Origin of the sequence: Streptomyces sp. NPDC014006, from assembly GCF_043088925.1 — a bacterium.
Classification (GTDB): Bacteria; Actinomycetota; Actinomycetes; order Streptomycetales; family Streptomycetaceae; genus Streptomyces.
This window is the reverse complement of sequence record NZ_JBICAJ010000006.1, coordinates 425,675-447,709: the sequence shown is the minus strand read 5'-3', so window position 1 is coordinate 447,709 and position 22,035 is coordinate 425,675. Positions and strand designations below refer to the sequence as shown.

The window sequence follows — 22,035 nt, the reverse complement described above, 5'->3', positions numbered from 1 at the left end:
CCGGCCGCTGCGGGCGGACACCCCCACCCCGTCCTCTTCCCGCCGCGGGCGGCTATTCCGTGCGCAGGCCGTCCGGGCGCATCAGTTTCCACAGGGGTGGGAGGCTGAGCAGGGTCACCGCCAGGACGATGGCCGCGCCCACGCCGGTCATCGACAGGACGCTGGGCCAGTCGAGGTGGATCGGGGTGGCCGTCATCCGGAGCAGGACCGCGCCCAGGGTCATGCCCACCGCCGCTGCCAGCAGCAGGCCGAGGGCGATCGGGATCGCCGTCTGCCACAGCACCGACAGGCTGAGGGTGCGGCGCCGGGTGCCGAAGGCGACCAGGGACGACAGCAGTTTGCGGCGCTCGCGCAACTGCTCCAGCTGGGAGACCAGCAGGCTCGCCCCGATCAGGGCCAGCACGCAGGTCGCGCCGACGAAGAGGCCGGTGCGGATGGCGGCGAACTTCGGGGACTGCAGGGTCGCCGACCACAGCATCGCGTCGGCCATGGGGTCGATCCGGGTCGCGGTGTTGCGGGCGTACTCCACGGCGTCCGGCACCGATGGGTCGAAGCCGAGGAAGAGCTGCCCGGTCATCGCCGGTGCCGCCGGCCCGGGCAGGGAGTTCGGCGTGAGGAGGAAACCGGAGCGCTTGATGCCGTTCGGGTCCTCGATCGAGTCTGCCTGCTTCAGGCCCGCCGGGACGTGCCAGGGGACCTCCCGGCCGCGGGTGTCGCCGTAGGACGGGTCGATGTACAGTGCGCGGCCCGGGTGGGCGAGTTTCGCCGTCCGCCCGTCGTCGTACTCGCCGCCGCGCAGGGCGAAGACGTCGCCGTCGTGGCAGGAAGGCAGCGCGGCCAGTTCCCGCAGGGCCGCGCAGTCGCCGACCATGAGCTCGCTGCCCAGAGCGGGCTCCCGACGGCCGTCACCGACGCTGACCTGCGACACCGCGGTCACCTGGCGCACCCCCTTGGTCCGCCGGAACTGCTGCGCCGTACTCGCGAGGGCGTCGCCGGTCGGCAGCGTCACCTGCATCTGGGCCCGCGTCACATCCTTGCCGGAGGAACGGGTGTAGTCGCCCTCGACGCCCGCGAACAGCATCTGCAGGGCGATCGCGCCGGCCACCGCCACCGCGATCCCGTTGACCATCCGGGCCGCGCTGCCGCTGCTCAACTGAAGTCGGCGGACGGCCAGTTGCCAGGCGACACCGCCGGAGCCGAGCCGGGCGACGACCGTCTCCACCACCCACGGCAGCAGCGCCGTGACACCGACCAGGAGCAGCAGCACGCCGCCCGAGACCAGGTACTGGTTGAAGTCTCCGTTGTCGCGGCCCTGGCCGACCATCGGGTAGAGCATCGCGACGCCGGCCAGCGGCAGCAGCAGCCGCCACCACAGCCGGCGCCGCGCGGGCTTGGCCGCGCGGATCACGCCCAGCGGCTCGATGACGACCCCGCGCAGTGCGAACAGCGTGACGAGCACGGCGGCCGCGGGCACCGCCACGGCGACCAGGAGGGCGAGCAGCGGGGAAGGGTTCAGGGAGCTGGGGAAGACACTGATGTCCAGTACGTCCATGGTCCCGGCCAGCTGCCGGCCGAGCACGAAGAACCCGCTGCCGAGGACCAGCCCGAGCAGGGCGCCGCCGAGCGCCTCACCGGCCGCGATGCGCCGCGTCATACCACTGTCGGAGCCGACCAGCCGCAGCGCGGCCAGGCGTCGGTCGCGCTGCTCACCGCCGAACCGGACGGCCGCCGCGATGAACACGGCCACCGGCATCAGCAGGATGAGGAAGATGACGAGGACGAGCAGCAGCAGGACGGGGTCCATCCGCTCGGAAGTGGCGTTGGGGTTGCCGAAGCGTTCGAGGCGGGTCACCCGGCCGCCGTCCACATGGGACGAAAGCCCGTCGGCGCCACGGTAGAAGATGAGTTCGGCCGGTCCGAGCAGTCCGCTCTCCCCGACGGTCCCGACGATCCGCTCCGGCAGCCGCTCCCGCAGCAGCCGACCGCCGCCGGACTCGAGCAGCCTCTTCAGGGCCGGGGAGACCACCATCTCGCCCTTGGCCGGGAACGCGGCCACTCCGGGCGGCAGCGGCGCGTGCGGGCCCTCGGGCTGCATCGCGCGCCCCAGCACCTCCTTGTCCCGGAACGACGTCCCGACGTCCGCGACCAGCAGGGAGCGGTCCGACTTCTTCACGCCTTCACCGGTGTAGAGGCTCGCCCGGGCGTCGCTGCGCTCGTTCCGGACGGCCAACGCGCTCGGGATCGCCGTGGTGAGCAGCAACAGCGCCACGCCCAGTCCCACGCCGACGGCCGTCAGCGCGGCCCGGATCCATCCCTCGCGCCCGCCGCCGTAGGCGAACCGCAGCCCCATGGCCAGGTCCCTGGCCCACTGCCGCAGGCTCATACGATGCGCTCCATGTCCCGTGACTTGCCGTCGCGTACGACGACCTCGCGGTCGGAGTAGGCGGCCACCCGGGCTTCGTGCGTGACGAGGACGACGGCGGCGTTGGCCGAACGGGCCGCCTCGGTCAGCAGCTCCATCACGCGCTCACCGTTGAGGGAGTCCAGAGCGCCGGTGGGTTCGTCGGCGAAGACGACACGGGGGTTGGTGACCAGTGCACGGGCGACGGCGACGCGCTGCCCCTGCCCGCCGGACACCTCACCGGGCCGCTTCTTCTTCAGGTCGTCGACCTCGAGCCGCTCCATCCACCCGAGGGCGGCCCGCTCGGCGTCCTTGCGGGAGGTGCCGTTGAGCCGCAGCGGCAGCGCGACGTTCTCGACACAGGTCAGCTCGGGCACAAGCTGTCCGAACTGGAAAACGAACCCGAACTCGCTCCTGCGCAGGGCACTGCGCTGGGCGTCACTCATCGCCGACAGCTCGCGCCCGGCGTACGTGATCGTGCCGGAGTCGGGCGGGACGATCCCGGCCAGACAGTGCAGCAACGTCGACTTGCCGGATCCCGAGGGGCCCATGACGGCGACGACCTCACCGGGATGGATGGAGAACGAGGCGCCGTCCAGAGCGACGGTGGGCCCGTAGACCTTGCGCAGCTCATCGGCGGCGAGCAGGGAACCGGCGGGGGCGTTCACTGGGCCACCACCGCCTGACGCAGCTTGTCCAGACGGGCGGCGGTCAGCTCGAGCCAGCGCAGGTCGGCCTCCAGGTGGAACAGGGCGTGGTCGCAGATCAACTGATCCGCCAGATCCCCCTTGCGCTTCCGCTCCGTCAGGATGCGCATGCTGCGCAGGTGCTCGGAGCGCTGCGTGTCGAGGATGTCGGCGGCGTCGCGGTGGGTGAGCAGCGCGAGGACGACCTTGGTGTAGAGCGTCGACTGCAGATACGGCTCGGGCTTCTCCGGCGTCGCGAGCCACCGCTCGACGTCGGTGATCCCGGCCTCGGTGATCGCGTACCGCTTGCGCTCGGGACCGCCGCCGGCCTCGATGCCGTCGACCTCGACGAGACCGTTCTTCAGCAGGCGGGACATCGTCGAGTAGACCTGGCCGTAGTGCAGCGGCCGGTCGTGACCGAACTTCTCGTCGAAGGCCCGCTTGAGGTCGTATCCATGACGCGGACCGGACTCCAGGAGCCCCAGAAGGGTGTGACCGATGGACATGCCGCCAACTCTACACACTGTGTATACGCCGCGTGTATACACGGAGTGCGGAGCGCACAGCGCTGCGTGCGCCACACCAGGTCGGAGCGGATTGTCACGCTTCAGCAACAGGGCGGGCGAACTGACCGGTGTCGGTGTCGGCCGGGGGTGGGTCGCGCGGCCCGGCGCCGGCGGAGGGTGCCGTAGTCGGGGACGGGCGGCCGGACCGAGGACGGACACCCCCACCCCGGCCCCGACTCACGGCGGACGGCAGGCGCGACACCAGCGACGACGCAACCGCAACGGGCCGCCGCAGGCCTGTAAGGGGCGCGGGGAACCGCGCGAGCAAGCACAACGCACCCGCAGGCACAGCCCCCCTCAAGCCCCCCCTCGCGGCCGCCCCCTCCGCGGCATCGGCCCCGCGTCCCGCGGCAACCGCCCCGCCTCCAGCAACGCCTTCCGCAGCAGAAACTCGATCTGCGCGTTCGCCGACCGCAACTCGTCCGACGCCCACCGGGCAAGCGCGTCGTACACAGACGGGTCCAGCCGCAACAGCACCTGCTTGCGCTGCTGCGGCTTCCGCCGGCCCGCCGGCGCCCCCGAGGACTCAGAGGACTCAGAGGGCTCAGAGGAGGACTCAGGGGGCTCGGACGGCTCGGAGGACGTCACTGGTAGAGCGACCCGGTGTTCAGCACGGGCTGCGGCGCCCGGTCCCCGCACAGCACCACCATCAGGTTCGACACCATCGCCGCCTTACGCTCCTCGTCCAGCTCCACGATCCCCTGCTCGGCGATCCGCGCGAGCGCCGCCTCCACCATGCCGACCGCCCCGTCGACGATCTCCCGACGCGCCGCGACGACCGCGCCGGCCTGCTGCCGCTGGAGCATCGCGGAGGCGATCTCCGGAGCGTACGCGAGGTGCGTGAACCGGGACTCGATGATCTCCACGCCGGCCGCCTCCACACGCGCGTGCAGCTCGGCGGCCAGCTTCTCCGTGATCTCCTCGGCGTTGCCGCGCAGCGAGAGCCCGTCCTCGTCGTGGGCGTCGTAGGGGTACTCGATGGCGATGTGCCGCACGGCCGCCTCGGTCTGCGTGGCCACGAACTCCAGGTAGTTGTCGACCTCGAACGTCGCCTGCGCGGTGTCGTTCACCTTCCACACCACGACCGCGGCCAGCTCGATCGGGTTGCCGTAGGCGTCGTTGACCTTCAGTACGGCCGTCTCGTGGTTGCGCACCCGAGTGGAGATCTTCTCGCGCGAGGTGAACGGGTTCACCCAGCGCAGCCCGTCCTCGCGGATCGTGCCCCGGTAGCGCCCGAAGAGCTGCACCACCCGCGCCTCGCCCGGCGCGACCGTGTTCAGGCCGCACAGCGACAGGAACGAGGACAGGCCGATCACCACCCCCACGGCGATCAGTACGCCCTTCGCGGCCGCCGCCGTGGCGACCGCCCCGCCCGCGATCGCGCCGGCCCCGACGAGCAGCCCCACCAGCCCGAGCAGCAGCGCGAGCCCGCCCCCGATGCTGTGCGCGGCGAACTCCCGCACACGAGGCGCGGGCATTTCAGGCATATCGGCCGAATCTATAGGCGCGGACATGTGGTCCCCCGTTCTCGAAGATTTCGTGTGTACATCTAAGTGATATCACTTTTCCCTGCCGGGGCAACCCTCAACCACCCCTGAACGTCGGTTCCCACGGCAGGGGTGCTCATTGTCACGTCCGTAAAAGACGGGATCGGACGCCCTTTGTCACAACCAGCGGTGTTAGCTTTCTGAGCTGACCTGAGCCCCCGGAACGAGCGGAGCGAGGAAGCACCCCATGGGACGAGCGGAAGAGAGACGAGCGCGGCAGCGCGCGGGCCGCCGCGCGGCGCCGGGGCGCCGCCGTTCGTCACGGGCGGGCGGCAAGAGCGGCATACGCCGGCTGTTCACCTGGAAGAAGATCCTCGGCACGATCCTCGGACTCTTCCTGCTCGGCATCGGCGCCTTCGTCGTGCTCTACATGATGATCGACATCCCCGAGGGGAACGCCGAGGCCAAGAAGCAGAGCAACGTCTACAAGTACAGCGACGGCTCGATCCTCACCCGCGACGGCGACGTCAACCGTGAGGTCGTGGACCTCGCGCACGTCCCGAAGAAAGTGCAGCGCACCTTCGTCGCCGCCGAGAACAAGACCTTCTACAAGGACTCCGGCGTCGACCTGAGGGGCACCGCGCGCGGCATCCTCAACACGCTCTCCGGCAAGGGCGCCCAGGGTGGCTCGACGATCACCCAGCAGTACGTCAAGAACTACTACCTCACCCAGGAACAGACCGTCAGCCGCAAGCTGAAGGAAATGGTCATCTCGCTGAAGCTGGACCGCGAGAAGTCCAAGGACTACATCCTGGCCGGGTACATCAACACCAGCTACTACGGCCGCAACGCCTACGGCATCCAGGCCGCCGCGCAGGCCTACTACGGCGTCGACGCCGACCAGCTCAGCGTCGAACAGGGCGCCTACCTCGCCGCCCTGCTCCAGGCGCCGAGCCAGTACGACTGGGCCTCCGCCACCGACACCGGCAAGAAGCTGGTGAAGCAGCGCTGGAACTACGTGCTGGACAACATGGTCGAGGAACACTGGCTGGACGCCTCCCAGCGCCAGGCCATGCAATTCCCGATCCCCAAGGACCCCAAGCCCTCGCCCGGCCTCAGCGGCCAGAAGGGCTACCTGGTGGCGGCCGCCAACAAGGAGCTGGAGAAGCGGCTCGTCGCCCAGGGCACCGCCGCGAACATGAAGGAGGCCGAGGACCTCGTCGGCCGCGGCGGCTGGACCCTCACGCTCAACATCAACAAGAAGAAGCAGGCGGCGCTGGAGAACTCCGTCAAGGAGCAGCTGACCAGCAAGCTGAAGCCGAAGACCCGCAAGGTCGACGGGGACGTCCAGGCCGGCGGTGTCTCGGTCGACCCCAAGACGGGCGCGGTCGTGGCGATGTACGGCGGCGTGGACTACTACAAGCACTACACGAACAACGCCACCCGCACCGACTACCAGCCCGCCTCCACCTTCAAGCCGGTCATCCTGGCCGCCGCGATCGACGAGGCCGCGACGACCCAGAAGGGACAGGCGATCGGTGCCGACACGATCTACGACGGCACCAGCAAGCGTCCCGTCCTGGACCACGGCACGCCCGTCGGGTTCGCCCCGGAGAACGAGGACGACCAGGACTACGGACCGATCACCGTGCAGAACGCGATGAACCAGTCCGTGAACTCCGTCTTCGCGCAGATGGGTGTCGACGTCGGCATGCCGAAGGTGATGGAGGTCGCCGGCAAGCTCGGCATGGACACCAAGGACCTGCAGGCCGTGCCCGCGCAGACGCTCGGCTCCATGGGCGCGAGCCCGCTGCAGATGGCCGGCGTCTACGCCACGCTCGACCACCACGGCAAGAAGGTCACCCCGGCGCTGCTGAAGAAGGTCGAGTCCAGCGCCCACCCGGTGAACCTGCCCGACCCGATCGGTGACCAGGTCATCAGCCCCAACGCCGCCGACACGGTCACCTCGGTCCTCACCGGCGTGATCGGCGACGGTACGGCCCGTGAGTCGGTGCGGAACAACCCGCTGCGCAACGGGCAGAAGGTGGCGGGCAAGACCGGTACCTCCGACGACAACAAGTCGGCCTGGTTCACCGGTTACACGCCGGACCTGGTCACTTCGGTGGGTCTGTTCGGTGAGGACGCGAAGACGTTCGCGCACGTCTCGATGCACGGCGCCGCCGGCCTGAAGCGCATCAACGGCGGTAAGTTCCCGGCGCTGATCTGGGCCGACTACACGTTCGGCGTCCAGAAGGAGGTCAGCGAGTTCGACCTGGACACCGACCAGGGCGCCGCGGTCGAGCCGTCGTTCACGCCGACCCCGTCCTCGACGCCCACGACCCAGGAGCCGTCGCAGACACCGACGACCCAGAAGCCCTCGGAGACGCCGACGACCCAGAAGCCGTCCCAGACGCCGACGACCCAGCCGCCGTCGCAGACGCCGACGACCCAGCCGCCGTCCCAGACGCCGTCCGGGACACCGAGCGGCCAGCCGGAGGACCCGATCTTCGGCGGGACCGGCGGCAGCAACAGCGTCAAACGTCCATGACATGAGAGAAGGGCGCCCGGTCGACACCGGGCGCCCTTCTTCGTCGTACGACCGCGCTCAGCGGTTCAGCTCGAACCACACCACCTTGCCCGTGCTGAGCCGGGTCGCGCCCCAGCGGCGGGCCATCCGGTTCACCAGGTACAGCCCGCGCCCGCCCTCGTCCGTGGCGCGCGCCTGCCGCAGCCGGGGCAGTTGCGGCACGTCGTCGCCGACCTCGCAGCGCAGCACGTCGGTGCGCAGCAGCCGCAGGGTGACCGGGCGGGAGGCGTACCGCACGGCGTTCGTGACGACCTCGCTGACCAGGAGCTGCACCGAGTCGATGTGCTCCTCCAGGCCCCAGCGCTCCAGCTGGCGGCGGGCCAGCCTGCGCGCCTTGCCCGGAGCCGCGTCCTCCGGCTCCAGGAACCAGTACGCCACGTCGCTCGGCGCGATCCCGTCGAAGCGGGCGGCGAGCAGCGCGATGTCGTCGTCCCGGTCGCCCGGCCCGAGCATGTCCAGCACCTCGTCGCACAGCGCTTCCAGCGGCGGCGGATGGTCGGGGCCCGTCAGTGCCGCGGTCGCGGCGAGCTTCTCGCGCAGTTGCTCGATGCCGGTCCACACGTCGCGCAGCCGCGACTCCACCAGCCCGTCGGTGTACAGCAGCAGCGTCGCCCCGGCGGGTGCGTCCAGCTCGACGGCCTCGAAGTCCACGCCGCCGACGCCGATCGGGGCGCCCGCGGGCACCCGCAGCACCTCCGCCTCGCCGCCCAGGTGCAGCAGGACGGGCGGCGGGTGGCCGGCGTTGGCGATGGTGATGCGGTGCGAGACCGGGTCGTAGACTGCGTACAGGCAGGTCGCCATGCGGTCGGTGCCCAGGCGCTGCGCCTGTTCGTCGAGGTGGTGCAGCACCTCCTGCGGCGGCAGGTCGAGGCCGGCCAGGGTCTGCGCGGTGGTGCGCAGCTGGCCCATGATCGCCGCGCTGGTCATGGAGTGGCCCATGACGTCGCCGACGACGAGGGCGACGCGGCTGCCGGGCAGCGGGATCGCGTCGTACCAGTCGCCGCCCACCCGCGCGGTCTCCGCCGCCGGCAGGTACCGGGACGCCAGCCGGACGCCCGTGGGGCGGGGCAGGGTCTCCGGCAGCATCGTGCGCTGCAGCTCGTCGGCGATGTACGCCTCACGGCCGTACAGCACCGCCTTGTCGATGCCGAGCGCGCTGTGCGTGGCGAGCTGCGCCGCCACCAGCAGGTCGTCCGTCTCGAACGCGATGCGGTCGGGGCGGCGCAGGAACACCGCCGCGCCGATCACCCGGCGCCGCCCGCGCAGCGGCGCGAGGATCGCCCGCTGCCCGCTGGGGATGACGAGGTCGCCGCCGGCGCCGAGGAGGTCGGGGAGCGCGGCGCGCGCGGCGGGCGCGTCGGCGAACACCGGGCGCACCCCGCGCAGTACTTCGGCGAGCGCGCCACCGGGGCGCACCTCGCACAGCTCGGCCGTCACCGACGCCAGGTCCGCCAGCTCCCACGGCTCCGGCTGCTGGGACTGCGGAAGTGGCGCGAAACCGCCCTCGGTGTCCCGGTCCTCCGGGATCCGGTCGGTACGGCGCAGCCGCAGCACGACGGGACCCATGGGCCGTTCGTCACCGACGGGCAGCGGGTCGCGCAGGTAGACCAGGATGGCGTCGCTGAACGTGGGCACGGTCGCCCGGCACAGCCCCATCACGATCTCGTCCAGGTCCAGGCCGCGGGCGATGCGCCGGGTCGCCGCGCCGACGAACCGCAGCCGGTCGCCGTCCCGGCGCATCGGCGTGGGCCGGCCCGGCGCGGGACCCTGCCCGGTACGCCGCTCCTGCCCACCACGCACGCCCTGCTCACCTCCCGGCTGCAGCGGTATGGCCTCCGGTACCGGGCGCGGCCGCAGCCTGTCCGGCTCGGCGGCCGCCGCGGGCTGCGCGTGCTCCGGGCCGGGGCCGGCCGGCTCCGGCCCGCTCGGCCTGGCCGCGCCGGGGGTGTCCCCGGCACGGGCCTGGGCGCCCTGCAGCGGTAAGGCCCCCGCGCCGGGCGCACGCGTCGGCGTCGGGGTACGCAGAAGCGCCCCACGGGGGTCCGTGGGGTCGACGCCCTGCTGGGGACGTTCGTAGGTGGGGTGCTCCGTCACGCGTGTCGCATCCATCCGTCCGGGGCTGCGCGCCGGGCACGCAGTTCCGCCCGCCGACATGCCGATACCCGCAATACATGCCCCAGGAACGGAATTCCGGCGGCGCCCTGGTTCCCCTCGCTCACGTCCTGCCCGCCCCTCGGTGACGTCGGATCAGACTCGGTACGCGCGCCCGTGGTTGCTGCTGCGCGCCCTTGCGGAGGACGATCCTACGTTTCCTGCCCGGGGGCGCATCAAGGGTCTCATGAGGACACATGCGCGGGCGTACGATCCCAGTCGTCCGGCAGCTTCGGCACCGGCCACGACGGATCGGGCCGCCAGTCCTGCCAGCCGTCCGAGAACGGCGGCCGCCAGGTACGGATCGCCTCGACCGCGTCCTGACCGGCCGCCCGGACCCGCTCGGCGAGTTCGGCGCTCATCAGCCCGTCCCGCTGGGCCTGCGCGAATTCGTCCTCGTCACGCCACTGCCAACCGCCGTCCGGCCGCACCTCGATGTCCAGGAAGTGGTCGGTGGAGTCCACCCCGCCCGCCCAACGGGCCAGCGGGTCCTCAAGGTTGACGTAGAAGTTCTTGAACCGCCAGCCAGGCTCCCAGAACAGCCACACCGACCACGGCTCGCCCGGCCTGGCCAGTTTCAGCACGCCCGTGCCGAACCACCGGTCGCGCTGCACCGTGCGCGGCTTGGTGTACCGGGTCGCCAGCGGCTCCCGGTGCACCGGCGTGCCGTCGGCGAGGACGGGCTTGACGCACTCGGTGCCCGGCGCCATCCAGGCGGCGAGCAGCTCCTCGTCGTCGCGGACGACGGTGACGGGCCGCGCGATGTGGAAGCCCTCGCCGCCGTTGTCCCGATAGCGCCACAGGACCTGTGTCCCGGGCGCCCAGAAGCCCGCCGCAGCACCGCCGTCCGTGTCCGCGCGTCTCATCACATCACCGTCTGCCATGCACAGATATTAGGTGTCATGGCCATCCGATGCTGCGGTTCGCGTCACGGTTCGCCAACGCGGCCCCGCCTGTTACGGCCGTGTCATCCGCAGGACATCCAGTGCCTCGTCCAGTTGCTCCTCGGTCAGGTCGCCCCGCTCGACGTAGCCGCTCTCCAGGACCACCTGCCGGATCGTCTTGCGGTCCGCCAGCGCCTTCTTGGCGACCTTGGCGGCCTCCTCGTACCCGATGTACTTGTTCAGCGGGGTCACCACCGACGGCGAGGACTCGGCGTACTCCCGGGCGCGTTCGCGGTGCGCGACGATCCCGTCGACCGTGCGGTCGGCGAGCAGCCGGGAGACGTTCGCGAGCAACCGGATCGATTCGAGGACGTTCTTGGCGATGACCGGCAGCATCACATTGAGCTCGAAGTTGCCGGCGGCGCCCGCGGTGGCCACCGTGGCGTCGTTGCCGATCACCTGCGCGGCGACCATCAGGACGGCCTCGGGAATGACCGGGTTGACCTTCCCCGGCATGATCGAGGAGCCGGGCTGCAGATCCGGCAGGGAGATCTCGGCGAGGCCGGTGCGCGGGCCGGAGGACATCCAGCGCAGATCGTTGGCGATCTTCGTCAGGCCGACCGCGATCGTGCGCAGCTGCCCGCTGGTCTCGACGATGCCGTCCCGCGCGCCCTGCGCCTCGAAGTGGTCGCGCGCCTCGGTCAGCGGCAGCCCGGTGGTGTGGGCGACCTCCTCGATGACGGCGGCGGAGAAGCCGGGCGGGGTGTTGATGCCGGTGCCCACGGCCGTGCCGCCGAGCGGGAGTTCCGCGAGCCGGGGCAGGGAGGCGTTCAGCCGCTCGACGCCGTAGCGGACCTGTGCGGCGTAACCGCCGAACTCCTGGCCCAGGGTGACGGGCGTGGCGTCCATCAGGTGCGTACGGCCGGACTTCACCACGTCCGCGAACTCCTCCGCCTTGCGGGTCAGCGCGGCGGCGAGATGGTCGAGGGCCGGGATCAGGTCCCGGGTGACGGCCGCGGTGGCCGCGATGTGGATCGAGGACGGGAAGACGTCGTTGGACGACTGGGAGGCGTTCACGTGGTCGTTGGGGTGCACGTCCCGGCCGAGCCGCTCGCTCGCGAGGGTGGCGATGACCTCGTTTGTGTTCATGTTGGACGAGGTGCCGGAGCCCGTCTGGAAGACGTCCACCGGGAAGTGGTCGTCCCATTTCCCCTCGGCGACCTCCTGGGCCGCCTCCTGAACGGCCTCGGCGACATCCTTGTCGAGGACCCCCAGCCGCGCGTTCACCTTCGCCGCGGCGCCCTTGATCCGCGCCAGCGCCTCGATGTGGGCGCGCTCGACGCGCTGCCCGGAGATGGGGAAGTTCTCCACGGCCCGCTGCGTCTGCGCCCGCCACTTGGCGTGAGCGGGGACGCGGACCTCGCCCATGGAGTCGTGCTCGATGCGGTAGTCGGTGCCGCTGCTTCCGGTCGTCGTCATCGTCGTACCTCCACCAAGATCAGCGCGGGCCGGGGGACGCCTATTCCCCGTTCCCGTACGGTGTTCCCGCCCGGCCCGCACTCAGCAGTCCGTCGACCAGGGCGCGCAGGCCGGCGGCGTAGGTGTCCGTTGCCGTCAGCTCCGCCCAGCGCGGGCCGAGCGCGGCGAGGCGGGGCAGGCCGGCCGGATCGAGGCCGGCGAACACCTGGTCACGGTAGGTCGGCCGGTCGTCGGTCGCACGCCGGCGGGCGGCCGTCGCGCGGACGATCAGTTCCCCGGCCGTGTAGTACCAGATCGACCGGTAGGCGTGCACGGCCTGCTCCGGGCTGAGGCCGCAGGCGATCGCCGCGTCCACGACCTGCTCCACGAACCACAGCGCGGAGGGGGCCAACAGGTCGTCGGCGGTGAGGACTTCGACCAGCCACGGGCACCGGGCCAGCAGGTCCCGCATGGCGGTCGCCGCGGCGAGCAGCCGCTCGCGCGGATCGGCCGGCAGCGACGGCCGGGGCGCCTGTCCGGCGTAGTCCTCCAGCAGGAGCAGCAGCAGCTCCTCCTTGTCCCGCACGTGGTGGTAGAGGGCCATCGGCGTGCTGCCGATCTCCTTGGCCAGACGCCGCATGGTGAGCTTCGCGACGCCCTCCTCGTCGATGATCCGGCGCGCCGCCGTGACGATCTCCGCGCGGGAGAGCCGGGGCGGCCTGCCGGGGCGGCCGGGGTGCGAGGGGGCGGTGGACATGGGCCCCATGATGGCGCACCGGCCAAAGGGGGGTGGACGGGCGGGGGAGTGGCGAGGTAATTTTCTTACGTGTACAAAAACTTATCGAGCCGACCGGAGGGACTTCCGTCATGACCACGCTCACCCCGATCGACCTGTTCACGGCCGCCGTCCACGTCGGGCCCGGCCCCGGTGTCACCGCCGGCGAGCGCGAGATGACCGAGGGCCGCCCCGGTTCCTGGCAGCTGGCGGCCTTCCACGCGGCGTCGGACGCCGATGTCCACGCCGACCAGTGGGAGATGCACCCCGAGGCCGACGAACTGGTCTGCGTGCTCAGCGGCCGGGTGCGCTTCTTCCTCCGGCCGGACACCGCGGACACCCCGGAGCGGACGGCCACCCTCACCGGCGGTACGGCGGTCGTCGTGCCGCGTGGCAGGTGGCACCGCATGGAGGTCGACGGCCCGGTCCGGCTGCTGTCCCTGTCAATGCGGGAGGGAACGCGGCTGGAGCCGGTGCTGCCCTGATCCCGGGGACGGGAACGGCCCCCGCCCGTTGCCGGGTGGGGGCCGTCGCGACCTGCGTCAGGAATGCGTCACGCGAGACCGGGGCCGCGCACCGGGATGGACGTGAACGTCGGCTGCGGGGCCGGGTCCTGGAAGAAGTCGTTGCCCTTGTCGTCAACGACGATGAACGCCGGGAAGTCCTCCACCTCGATCTTCCAGACCGCCTCCATGCCCAGCTCCTCGTACTCCAGGACCTCGACCTTCTTGATGCAGTCCTGGGCGAGACGCGCGGCCGGGCCGCCGATCGAGCCGAGGTAGAAGCCGCCGTGCGCGTGGCAGGCGTCGGTGACCTGCTTCGAGCGGTTGCCCTTGGCCAGCATCACCTTGGAGCCGCCCGCGGCCTGGAACTGCTCCACGTAGGAGTCCATGCGCCCGGCGGTCGTCGGGCCGAAGGAACCGGAGGCGTAGCCCTCGGGGGTCTTCGCCGGGCCCGCGTAGTACACCGGGTGGTCCTTCAGGTACTGCGGCATCTCCTCGCCCGCGTCCAGCCGCTCCTTGATCTTGGCGTGCGCGATGTCGCGGGCCACGACCAGCGGGCCGGTCAGCGACAGGCGGGTCTTCACCGGGTACTTGGTCAGCTCGGCGAGGATCGGGTCCATCGGCTGGTTGAGGTCGATCTTGACGACGTCACCGGCCTCGTCGAGGTGCTCGTCCGTCGTCTCCGGCAGGAAGCGCGCCGGGTCGGTCTCCAGTTGCTCCAGGAAGACGCCCTCGGCGGTGATCTTCGCGACGGCCTGGCGGTCCGCCGAGCAGGACACGGCGATGGCGACCGGGCAGGACGCGCCGTGCCGCGGCAGGCGCACCACGCGCACGTCGTGGCAGAAGTACTTGCCGCCGAACTGCGCGCCGATGCCGATCTTCTGGGTCAGCTCGAAGACCTTCTCCTCCAGCTCCTTGTCCCTGAAGCCGTGGCCGAGCTCCGAGCCCTCCGCCGGGATCTCGTCCAGGTAGTGCGCGGAGGCGTACTTCGCGGTCTTCAGCGCGTACTCGGCGCTGGTGCCGCCGACGACGATCGCCAGGTGGTACGGCGGACAGGCGGCCGTACCGAGCGAACGGATCTTCTCCTCCAGGAACTTCATCATGGAGGCCTCGTTCAGGACGGCCTTGGTCTCCTGGTAGAGGAAGGACTTGTTGGCGCTGCCGCCGCCCTTCGCCATGAACAGGAACTTGTAGGCGCCGCCGTCCGTCGCGTACAGCTCGATCTGGGCGGGGAGATTGGAGCCGGTGTTCTTCTCCTCCCACATGGTGAGCGGAGCCATCTGCGAGTAGCGCAGGTTGAGCCTGGTGTAGGCGTCGTAGATGCCGCGGCTCAGCGCCTCCTCGTCGCGACCCGCCGTCAGCACGTTCTGTCCGCGCTTGCCCATCACGATCGCCGTGCCGGTGTCCTGGCACATCGGCAGCACGCCCGCCGCCGCGATGTTCGCGTTCTTCAGCAGGTCCAGCGCGACGAACTTGTCGTTGCTCGACGCCTCGGGGTCGTCGATGATGCGGCGCAGCTGGGCGAGGTGGGCCGGTCGCAGGTAGTGCTGGATGTCGTGGATGGCCTCCTCGGCCAGCTTGCGCAGCGCCTCCGGCTCCACCTTGAGGAACGTCCGCCCGTCCGGTCCCTCGACCGTCGAGACGCCCTCGGAGGCCACCAGCCGGTAGGGGGTGGTGTCCTCGCCCTGGGGGAGCAGATCGGTGTACGCGAACTCAGGCATCTCAGCCCATTCCTCACTCTGACGGACGGCGCCCGCCGACGCTGGCGGGCCCCACCAGCGTAGAACCTGCCGCCGGCGCGGAGTCTGTGAGGTAAGGCTCAGTTCGTCTCCCGGTTCGCCCTCGAGCGGGGCTATCGCGATCTATCGTGTTTCGCTATGCTGCTGCTCGTGGACCTTCAGAAGCAGGTGGCCCCTCCCGCGCAGACCGCCGCCCCCGCCGCCGAGCTGCGCGCCTCCGACGCCGACCGCGACCGCATCGCCGACATTCTGCGCGAGGCGCTTGCCGAGGGCCGGCTCACCGCCGAGGAGCACGCCGAGCGCGTCGAGGGCGCGCTCGCCGCGAAGACGGTCGGCGAGCTGGAGATCTATGTCCGCGATCTGCCCGCGGGCCGGCGCGCGGCCGCACCGGCCCACGCCGCCGCCCCGCAGCGGCCGGCCCCGGGCGTGGTCCCGGCCGACCCCGACGAGAACCTGGTCGCCGTCTTCAGCAGCTCCGTGCGCCGGGGCCGCTGGCGCGCGGGCCGCCGCATCCACGCGTACGCGATCTTCGGCAGCGTCGAGATCGACCTGAGCGAGGCCCTGTTCGAGTACCAGCAGGTCGTGGTCAAGGCGATCTCGGTGTTCGGCAGCGTCGAGGTGCGCGTCCCGGAGAACGTCTCGCTGCGCGGCACCGGCGGCGGCGTGCTGGGCAACTTTGAGGTGGACACCCTCGACTCCACCGAGGCCGACGCGCCGGTCGTCTACGTCGACGGCTGGGCCGTGCTCGGCAACATCGAGGCGCGGGCCAAGCGCGGCAGGCTCGTCGCGGACATCCTCGACAAGGTCCAGCGCAAGGTCGACCGGGGTCTGCGCAGACATCTGGATCACTGACGGCCGTGCATCCCGCGGGCGGCACCGACCGCGCGGTCCGGAACTCAGTGCATAGGCGCGCGTACAGCGGGTAGGGCTTGCTGCATCGTCTCTCGCTCGCGAAGCCGTCTCGTCAGGAGAAGACCGTGCTGCAACCGCCGCATTCGTCTCTGCAGGTAGCTGCCGTTCCGGCCCAGCGAGGGCCGCGAGACAGGGACCAAGACGCCCCCTGGCACACCGAGGCGGTGTGCCGGCGCGACGAGGCCGGCCTGTTCTTCGCACCGTCCAAGGAGCCCACCGCGGCCCGGCTCTCCCGCGAGGAGGCCGCCAAGCGGGTCTGCGCCCGCTGCCCGGTCATGGTCGAGTGCCGCGAGCACGCCCTGCTCCAGCCCGAGCCGTACGGCGTCTGGGGTGGCCTGACGGCAGCGGAACGCCGCGTGGTCCTGGCCCGGCGCCGCCGCCGCGAGATGGAACTGAAGAAAACGGCGACGACGGGCCGCATAGCGGCAGCGGGCTGAGCCCTACGGACACGCCAAGAGGCGCCCCCTCCGCACAGGGGGCGCCTCTTGGGTGCCGGCGTGGGGCCGGTGCAGGGGCCCTACTTCGCCCGGTCGAAATCGATCGCGCTGTATGCCCGCAGCTTCCGCAGCCGGTGCTCGGAGTCGATCTTGCGTACCGTGCCCGACTTCGACCGCATCACGATCGACTCGGTCAGCGCGGTGTCCGACCGGTAGCGCACACCGCGCAGCAGCTCACCGTCGGTGATACCGGTCGCGACGAAGAACACGTTCTCCCCGGACACCAGGTCGTCGGTGGTGAGGACCCGGTCCAGGTCGTGCCCGGCGTCGATCGCCCGCTGCCGCTCCTCGTCGTCCTTGGGCCACAGCTTGCCCTGGATCGTGCCGCCCAGGCACTTCACGGCGCAGGCGGAGATGATGCCCTCCGGCGTGCCGCCGATGCCGAGCAGCAGGTCGACGCCGGTGCCCTCGCGCAGCGCGTAGACGGACCCCGCCACGTCGCCGTCGGAGATCAGCTTGATGCGCGCGCCGGCCTCCCGGACCTCCTTGATCAGGCCCTGGTGGCGCGGCCGGTCGAGGATCACGACGGTGACGTCCTCGGGCGTGGCCCGCTTGGCCTTGGCGATCCGGCGGATGTTGACCGCGACCGGCGCGTCGATGTCGACGAAGTCGGCGGCTTCCGGGCCGGTGACCAGCTTGTCCATGTAGAAGACGGCGGACGGGTCGAACATGGCGCCGCGCTCGGCGGCGGCCAGCACCGCGATGGCGTTCGGCATGCCCTTCGCGGTCAGCGTCGTGCCGTCGATCGGGTCGACGGCGATGTCGACCTCGGGCCCGGTGCCGTCACCGACGCGCTCGCCGTTGAAGAGCATCGGCGCCTCGTCCTTCTCGCCCTCGCCGATGACGACCACGCCGTTCATCGACACGGTGGAGACGAGGGTGCGCATCGCGCGCACCGCGGCACCGTCGGCGCCGTTCTTGTCGCCGCGTCCGACCCAGCGGCCGGCGGCCATGGCCGCAGCTTCGGTCACCCGGACGAGTTCCAGGGCGAGGTTGCGGTCGGGGGCCTCGGACGGGACGTCCAGCTCGGACGGCAAGTGATGATGCTCGGTCATCGGAGCGCACCTTTCTGATACGACGACGGCCGGATGAGGGTGTTCGGCCTCGACTCTATCGTCAGTCCGACAAAATGAGCAGGGGACCCCACGGATGAGCGGACCGGGCACCTGCGACGATAGGGGGCGTGGCAGGTTCGAACGGCAAGCAGAAGACGGCCCGGGACATGATCCTCTCCCTGGCCGTGATCGGGATCGCGGCGTTGGTCGTCTACTTCTTCGCCATCCCGCACGACGATCACGCTCCCGATCTCAAGCGGGTCGACTACAGCGTCGAGCTGGCCACGGCGCGCCGCGCGGCCTCGTATCCGGTGGCCGCGCCCGAGGGGCTGCCGGGCAGCTGGAAGGCGACCTCGGTCCGCTTCCGGGGTGATCAGTCCGACGCCTGGCATCTGGGCTTCGACGCCCCTGACGGCCAGTATGTGGCCGTCGAGCAGTCCACGCAGAAGCGCTCGGCGTTCATCGCCGAGGCGAGCCAGGGCGCGAAGGCCACGGACGTCACCGAGAAGATCGCCGGCCGCACCTGGATCCGCTACACCGGCGGCCGCTACGACGCGCTGGTGCTGCAGGACACCCCCGGCGGCTCGACCACCGTGGTCGCGGGCACCGGGTCCTTCACCCAGCTGGCCGAGATGGTGAAGGCTCTGAAGCTGGCCTGAGCCCGCGCACGCGGTTCCCGGCACGCGAAAGAGGCCCCCGGCGGTGCTGGGGGCCTCTTGCCGTACGGGAGAACGACGGCGTCAGACGGTGGTGACGACCTCGTCGAACGCCAGGCGCGGGGCGCGCGGGTGGGAGGCGTTCTCGCCGGGGTTGCCGATGTTGACGATCATCAGCGGGGTGTGGTCGTCGTCCAGGAACTCCTTGCGCACGCCCTCGGCGTCGAAGCCGGTCATCGGGCCGGCGGCCAGACCGGCGGCGCGCACGCCGACGATGAAGTACGCCGCCTGGAGGGCTGCGTTGAGCAGCGCGGAGCTCTCCCGGACCGGACGCTCGGCGAAGAAGACGTCCTTGGCCTGCGGGAACGCCGGGAAGAGGGCCGGCAGCTCCTCGTGGAACTCGTTGTCCGCGGCGAGGATCGCGACCAGCGGGGCGGAGGCGGTCTTGGGCTGGTTGCCCTCGGCCATGTGCTGCACCAGGCGCTCACGGGCCTCGGGGGAGCGGACCAGGGTGATGCGCAGCGGGGTCTGGTTGAAGGCGGTCGGGCCGTACTTGACCAGGTCGTAGATCGCCTGCATCTGCTCGTCGGTCACCGGCTCGTCGGTGAAGGCGTTCGCGGTGCGGGCCTCGCGGAAGAGCAGGTCCTGGGCGGCGGGGTCAAGAACGAGAGACATGCGTGAACTTTCTCTGGTGTGCGTCCGGATCCGGCATGCCGGACCGTCTGACGTCCTCGACGGTACGCCAGAGAAGGTTCAAATTTCAACAATAAGGGGCGTGAGCGCCTTCACACCCGCCGCGGGCTACTCCTCGGCCTTCTCTTCCTCCTCCGCCAGCGCCGCGTCCAGCCGCGCCCGGGCGCCCTCCAGCCAGCGCCGGCACACCCTCGCCAGCTCCTCCCCGCGCTCCCACAGGGCGAGGGACTCCTCCAGCGTCCCCCCACCGGCCTCCAGCCGCCGTACCACGTCGATCAGCTCGTCCCGCGCCTGCTCGTACCCGAGCGCCTCATCCACCTTGCTGGTCATCCACCCAACCTAAACGTCGACTCGGACAGTGAACTCACCCTCGGCCACCCGCGCCCGCAGCGGCTCCTCGGCCTCCACCTCGGCGGGATCGCGGACCACGTGCCCGTCGGCCTTCTGCAGCACCGCGTACCCGCGCTTCAGCGTCGCCGCGGGGGACAGCGCCACCACGCGTGCGTGCGTGTGCGTCAGCTCGGAGTCCGCGCGGTCCAGCAGATGGCCCAGGCACCGCCGGGAGCGCTCCACCAGGGACTCCACCTGGTCGGTCCGCTCGTCCAGCATCCGGTGCGGATCCTGTATCACCGGCCGCGCCAGCGCGTGCGCGAGCCCGCGCTCCTCGCGCTCCAGATACGCCTCCACGCACCGCCGGGCCCGCCCCCGCAGCATCCGCACCCGCTCCAGTTCCTCGCCGACGTCCGGCACGACCTTCTTCGCGGCGTCCGTCGGGGTGGAGGCGCGCAGGTCGGCGACATGGTCCAGCAGCGGGTTGTCCGGCTCGTGCCCGATCGCCGACACCACCGGCGTACGGCACGCCGCCACCGCGCGCACCAGCTGCTCGTCGGAGAACGGCAGCAGATCCTCCACGCTGCCGCCACCGCGCGCGACGATGATCACGTCCACCTCGTCGAGCGTGTCCAGCTCCTTCACGGCCTGCACCACCTGCGACACCGCGTGCACACCCTGCACGGCGACGTTGCGCAGCTCGAAGCGCACGTGCGGCCAGCGGTGCCGGGCGTTCTCCAGAACGTCCCGCTCGGCGGCCGACGCCCGGCCGCACACCAGCCCGATCAGCTGCGGCAGGAACGGCAGCGGTTTCTTGCGCTCGGGCGCGAACAGCCCCTCGGCCGCCAGCGCCTTCTTCAGCTGCTCCAGCCTGGCGAGCAGCTCCCCGACGCCCACGGGCCGTATCTCGGCGGCCCGCAGGGACAGCTGCCCCCGCGGCGCGTACCACTCCGGCTTGGCCAGGACGACGACCCGGGCGCCCTCGCCGACGACGTCCGCGACGGTGTCGAACACCTGCCGGTAGCAGGTCACGCTCACCGAGATGTCGTACGACGGGTCGCGCAGCGTCAGGAACACGACGCCGGCGCCCGGGCGGCGCGACAACTGCGTGATCTGCCCCTCGACCCACACCGCGCCGAGGCGGTCGATCCAGCCGCCGATCAGCCGGGACACCTCACCGACGGGGAGCGGGGTTTCGGGGGACGAGGAGACAGCCATGCGGTCGAGAGTAATGGCCGCCACTGACAGCGCCGCGGATGACGGCCCGCGCAGCTACGCACGCGGCCGCAGCCTGCCCCGCGGTCCCAGCAGCACCAGCAGGCCGATCACCAGCCACACCGCACCCACCACGTGGGCCGTGCCCGACGCCTCGACAATGACCGCGAGGGTGATGGCGGCGCCGACGACGGGCACCAGCACATGCCGCCACCAGCTCAGCTCACCCCGCCGCCGCCCGAAGTACCCCACCACGCTCGCGTGCAGCAGCGTGAACGCCGTCAGCGCGCCGCTGTCGACCACCGACACCAGCTTGTCCAGGCCGTCGTCGCGCCGCGCCGCCCAGCCCGCCGCGACCAGCGTGATCACCGCCGCGCACAGCAGCGCCACCCGCGGCACCCCGTCGTCGGTGCGCGCCAGCCCCTTCGGCAGCCGCCGCTCCCGGCCCATCGCGAACAGCAGCCGCCCGGCCGCAGCCTGCCCGGCCAGCGCCGCGAACGCCGCCCCGACGGCCTTGCTCGCGGCGACCAGGTCGTGCAGCCAGCCGCCGACGGAGGAGTCCACCGCGTCGTAGAACGCCGAGCCCTGCTTGACCGGGTCGGTGGCCAGCTGCGCCGACGTCATGGGCTCCAGCAGGGCCACCAGACAGGTCTGCGCGACGAAGAGCACACCGGCCGGCGCCAGGCAGAACAGCAGCGCCGCGCCACTTTGCGCGACCCTCCGGTCGTCTCCTCCGCGAACGTGGCGATCGCGTCGAACCCCAGGTACGACAGCACCGCCACGGACACCGCCCCGACGACCGCCGACAGCGCGAACGCGCCCTGCGAGCCGTCCCCGGACAGCGGCGACAGGACGTCCCGCTGGGCGCCGTCCCGCGCCAGGACCACGAGTGCCGCCACCATGAACACCAGCAGCACCACGATCTCCAGCGCCAGCACGAGGAAACCCACCAGCGCCGCCGTGCGCACCCCCCACAGGTTCAGCAGCGTCGTGACGACCACCGCGAGTGCCGTCCACACCCAGCGGGACACCTCGGGGACCAGGGAGTTCATCGCGATCCCGGAGAACAGGTAGGCCACCGCCGGGATGAGCACGTAGTCCAGCATCGCCATCCAGCCGGCCACGAACCCGGCGCCCTCGCCGAGCCCCACGCGCGCGTATGCGACACCGAGCCCGCGAGGGGGACGACCCGCACCATCTGCGCGTAGGAGAAGGCGGTGAACGCCATGGCGACGGTCGCCACCACGTACACCAGGGCCACCGCCCCGTGTGACTTGGCGTCCAGCGTGCCGAAGACGCCGACGGGCGCCATGGGGGCGATGAAGAGCAGCCCGTAGACCACCAGGTCGCGAAAGCCCAGGCTGCGATGCAGCCGGTCGTGGGCCTCGGCCGGGGACGCCGTCGCCTCCCTGTCGGACATGGAAACCAGGTTTCCCCCGG

19 protein-coding genes and 1 pseudogene are annotated in these 22,035 nt (G+C 71.3%); 5 read left to right on the top strand and 15 right to left on the bottom strand.

The window, feature by feature from the left end; genetic code table 11:
* Nucleotides 1–52 precede the first annotated feature (52 nt).
* The 5 genes from ACF1GV_RS22950 to ACF1GV_RS22930 form a co-directional block, all read right to left on the bottom strand.
* A complete protein-coding gene (locus tag ACF1GV_RS22950; protein ID WP_391683807.1) occupies nt 53–2,383 on the bottom strand; it encodes an ABC transporter permease in 2,331 nt (776 codons plus the stop codon).
* The gene (locus ACF1GV_RS22945; protein ID WP_391683804.1) at nt 2,380–3,069 is read right to left on the bottom strand and encodes an ABC transporter ATP-binding protein; all 690 of its coding nucleotides are present in this window, start codon (nt 3,067–3,069) and stop codon (nt 2,380–2,382) included. Before ACF1GV_RS22945 ends, ACF1GV_RS22950 begins: the two co-directional genes overlap by 4 nt.
* Nucleotides 3,066–3,593 carry a PadR family transcriptional regulator gene (locus ACF1GV_RS22940; protein ID WP_361634454.1) on the bottom strand — a complete coding sequence of 176 codons (528 nt, stop codon included), beginning with the start codon at nt 3,591–3,593 and terminating at the stop codon, nt 3,066–3,068. The genes ACF1GV_RS22945 and ACF1GV_RS22940 overlap by 4 nt, the downstream gene beginning before the upstream one ends.
* A gap of 357 nt (nt 3,594–3,950) precedes the next feature.
* Complete coding sequence (locus ACF1GV_RS22935) at nt 3,951–4,241, bottom strand: hypothetical protein (RefSeq protein ID WP_391683802.1); 291 nt, start codon at nt 4,239–4,241, stop codon at nt 3,951–3,953.
* A complete protein-coding gene (locus ACF1GV_RS22930) occupies nt 4,238–5,167 on the bottom strand; it encodes an SPFH domain-containing protein (RefSeq protein ID WP_391683800.1) in 930 nt (309 codons plus the stop codon). The genes ACF1GV_RS22935 and ACF1GV_RS22930 overlap by 4 nt, the downstream gene beginning before the upstream one ends.
* Nucleotides 5,168–5,387: 220 nt before the next feature.
* Here ACF1GV_RS22930 and ACF1GV_RS22925 point away from each other — a divergent pair, with 220 nt between their 5' ends.
* A complete protein-coding gene (locus ACF1GV_RS22925; RefSeq protein ID WP_391683797.1) occupies nt 5,388–7,688 on the top strand; it encodes a transglycosylase domain-containing protein in 2,301 nt (766 codons plus the stop codon).
* A 57-nt stretch (nt 7,689–7,745) separates the two neighbouring features.
* Here the strand turns inward: ACF1GV_RS22925 and ACF1GV_RS22920 are convergent, their stop codons facing one another.
* The 4 genes from ACF1GV_RS22920 to ACF1GV_RS22905 form a co-directional block, all read right to left on the bottom strand.
* The gene (locus ACF1GV_RS22920) at nt 7,746–9,836 is read right to left on the bottom strand and encodes a SpoIIE family protein phosphatase (RefSeq protein WP_391683794.1); all 2,091 of its coding nucleotides are present in this window, start codon (nt 9,834–9,836) and stop codon (nt 7,746–7,748) included.
* A 227-nt stretch (nt 9,837–10,063) separates the two neighbouring features.
* Nucleotides 10,064–10,762 carry a DUF402 domain-containing protein gene (locus tag ACF1GV_RS22915; RefSeq protein ID WP_391683791.1) on the bottom strand — a complete coding sequence of 233 codons (699 nt, stop codon included), beginning with the start codon at nt 10,760–10,762 and terminating at the stop codon, nt 10,064–10,066.
* Between the two features lie 72 nt (nt 10,763–10,834).
* Entirely contained in the window at nt 10,835–12,241 is a 1,407-nt protein-coding gene (locus ACF1GV_RS22910; RefSeq protein ID WP_391683788.1) for a class II fumarate hydratase, read from the bottom strand.
* Between the two features lie 40 nt (nt 12,242–12,281).
* Nucleotides 12,282–12,977, bottom strand: a complete 696-nt coding sequence (locus ACF1GV_RS22905) for a TetR/AcrR family transcriptional regulator (protein WP_391683786.1) — start codon at nt 12,975–12,977, stop codon at nt 12,282–12,284.
* A gap of 110 nt (nt 12,978–13,087) precedes the next feature.
* Between ACF1GV_RS22905 and ACF1GV_RS22900 the strand changes: the two genes are divergently transcribed.
* The gene (locus ACF1GV_RS22900) at nt 13,088–13,480 is read left to right on the top strand and encodes a cupin domain-containing protein (protein WP_391683785.1); all 393 of its coding nucleotides are present in this window, start codon (nt 13,088–13,090) and stop codon (nt 13,478–13,480) included.
* 68 nt (nt 13,481–13,548) lie between these two features.
* Here the strand turns inward: ACF1GV_RS22900 and ACF1GV_RS22895 are convergent, their stop codons facing one another.
* Nucleotides 13,549–15,219, bottom strand: coding sequence for a fumarate hydratase (locus ACF1GV_RS22895; RefSeq protein WP_391683783.1), 1,671 nt, complete (start codon nt 15,217–15,219; stop codon nt 13,549–13,551).
* Between the two features lie 168 nt (nt 15,220–15,387).
* Between ACF1GV_RS22895 and ACF1GV_RS22890 the strand changes: the two genes are divergently transcribed.
* A complete protein-coding gene (locus ACF1GV_RS22890) occupies nt 15,388–16,089 on the top strand; it encodes a DUF1707 domain-containing protein (RefSeq protein ID WP_391684055.1) in 702 nt (233 codons plus the stop codon).
* A 125-nt stretch (nt 16,090–16,214) separates the two neighbouring features.
* Nucleotides 16,215–16,586: a WhiB family transcriptional regulator gene (locus ACF1GV_RS22885; RefSeq protein WP_391683782.1), complete on the top strand. Its 372-nt coding sequence runs from the start codon at nt 16,215–16,217 to the stop codon at nt 16,584–16,586.
* 80 nt (nt 16,587–16,666) lie between these two features.
* Here ACF1GV_RS22885 and glpX read toward each other — a convergent pair whose 3' ends face one another.
* On the bottom strand, nt 16,667–17,701 hold the full coding sequence (gene glpX, locus ACF1GV_RS22880) for a class II fructose-bisphosphatase (RefSeq protein WP_361638860.1): 1,035 nt from the start codon (nt 17,699–17,701) through the stop codon (nt 16,667–16,669).
* Nucleotides 17,702–17,829: 128 nt separating this feature from the next.
* Between glpX and ACF1GV_RS22875 the strand changes: the two genes are divergently transcribed.
* On the top strand, nt 17,830–18,360 hold the full coding sequence (locus ACF1GV_RS22875) for a DUF4245 domain-containing protein (RefSeq protein ID WP_391683780.1): 531 nt from the start codon (nt 17,830–17,832) through the stop codon (nt 18,358–18,360).
* A gap of 81 nt (nt 18,361–18,441) precedes the next feature.
* Here ACF1GV_RS22875 and ACF1GV_RS22870 read toward each other — a convergent pair whose 3' ends face one another.
* From ACF1GV_RS22870 to ACF1GV_RS22855, 4 genes and pseudogenes are all read right to left on the bottom strand, one after another.
* Nucleotides 18,442–19,032 carry a malonic semialdehyde reductase gene (locus ACF1GV_RS22870; protein WP_391683779.1) on the bottom strand — a complete coding sequence of 197 codons (591 nt, stop codon included), beginning with the start codon at nt 19,030–19,032 and terminating at the stop codon, nt 18,442–18,444.
* Between the two features lie 126 nt (nt 19,033–19,158).
* Nucleotides 19,159–19,380, bottom strand: a complete 222-nt coding sequence (locus ACF1GV_RS22865; RefSeq protein ID WP_391683777.1) for an exodeoxyribonuclease VII small subunit — start codon at nt 19,378–19,380, stop codon at nt 19,159–19,161.
* Nucleotides 19,381–19,389: 9 nt separating this feature from the next.
* Nucleotides 19,390–20,598, bottom strand: a complete 1,209-nt coding sequence (gene xseA, locus ACF1GV_RS22860; protein WP_391683774.1) for an exodeoxyribonuclease VII large subunit — start codon at nt 20,596–20,598, stop codon at nt 19,390–19,392.
* A gap of 54 nt (nt 20,599–20,652) precedes the next feature.
* A pseudogene (locus tag ACF1GV_RS22855) lies at nt 20,653–22,015 on the bottom strand (APC family permease).
* Between the last annotated feature and the right edge of the window lie 20 nt (nt 22,016–22,035).

What these genes read in the sequence shown, in the direction of transcription:
- ACF1GV_RS22905 (WP_391683786.1), bottom strand. Translation starts at nt 12,977, where the DNA reads ATGTCCACCGCCCCCTCGCACCCCGGCCGCCCCGGCAGGCCGCCCCGG.
- ACF1GV_RS22930 (WP_391683800.1), bottom strand. Translation starts at nt 5,167, where the DNA reads ATGTCCGCGCCTATAGATTCGGCCGATATGCCTGAAATGCCCGCGCCT.
- ACF1GV_RS22900 (WP_391683785.1), top strand. Translation starts at nt 13,088, where the DNA reads ATGACCACGCTCACCCCGATCGACCTGTTCACGGCCGCCGTCCACGTC.
- ACF1GV_RS22910 (WP_391683788.1), bottom strand. Translation starts at nt 12,241, where the DNA reads ATGACGACGACCGGAAGCAGCGGCACCGACTACCGCATCGAGCACGAC.
- ACF1GV_RS22950 (WP_391683807.1), bottom strand. Translation starts at nt 2,383, where the DNA reads ATGAGCCTGCGGCAGTGGGCCAGGGACCTGGCCATGGGGCTGCGGTTC.
- glpX (WP_361638860.1), bottom strand. Translation starts at nt 17,701, where the DNA reads ATGACCGAGCATCATCACTTGCCGTCCGAGCTGGACGTCCCGTCCGAG.
- ACF1GV_RS22940 (WP_361634454.1), bottom strand. Translation starts at nt 3,593, where the DNA reads ATGTCCATCGGTCACACCCTTCTGGGGCTCCTGGAGTCCGGTCCGCGT.
- ACF1GV_RS22895 (WP_391683783.1), bottom strand. Translation starts at nt 15,219, where the DNA reads ATGCCTGAGTTCGCGTACACCGATCTGCTCCCCCAGGGCGAGGACACC.
- xseA (WP_391683774.1), bottom strand. Translation starts at nt 20,598, where the DNA reads ATGGCTGTCTCCTCGTCCCCCGAAACCCCGCTCCCCGTCGGTGAGGTG.
- ACF1GV_RS22915 (WP_391683791.1), bottom strand. Translation starts at nt 10,762, where the DNA reads ATGGCAGACGGTGATGTGATGAGACGCGCGGACACGGACGGCGGTGCT.
- ACF1GV_RS22865 (WP_391683777.1), bottom strand. Translation starts at nt 19,380, where the DNA reads ATGACCAGCAAGGTGGATGAGGCGCTCGGGTACGAGCAGGCGCGGGAC.
- ACF1GV_RS22920 (WP_391683794.1), bottom strand. Translation starts at nt 9,836, where the DNA reads ATGGATGCGACACGCGTGACGGAGCACCCCACCTACGAACGTCCCCAG.
- ACF1GV_RS22925 (WP_391683797.1), top strand. Translation starts at nt 5,388, where the DNA reads ATGGGACGAGCGGAAGAGAGACGAGCGCGGCAGCGCGCGGGCCGCCGC.
- ACF1GV_RS22870 (WP_391683779.1), bottom strand. Translation starts at nt 19,032, where the DNA reads ATGTCTCTCGTTCTTGACCCCGCCGCCCAGGACCTGCTCTTCCGCGAG.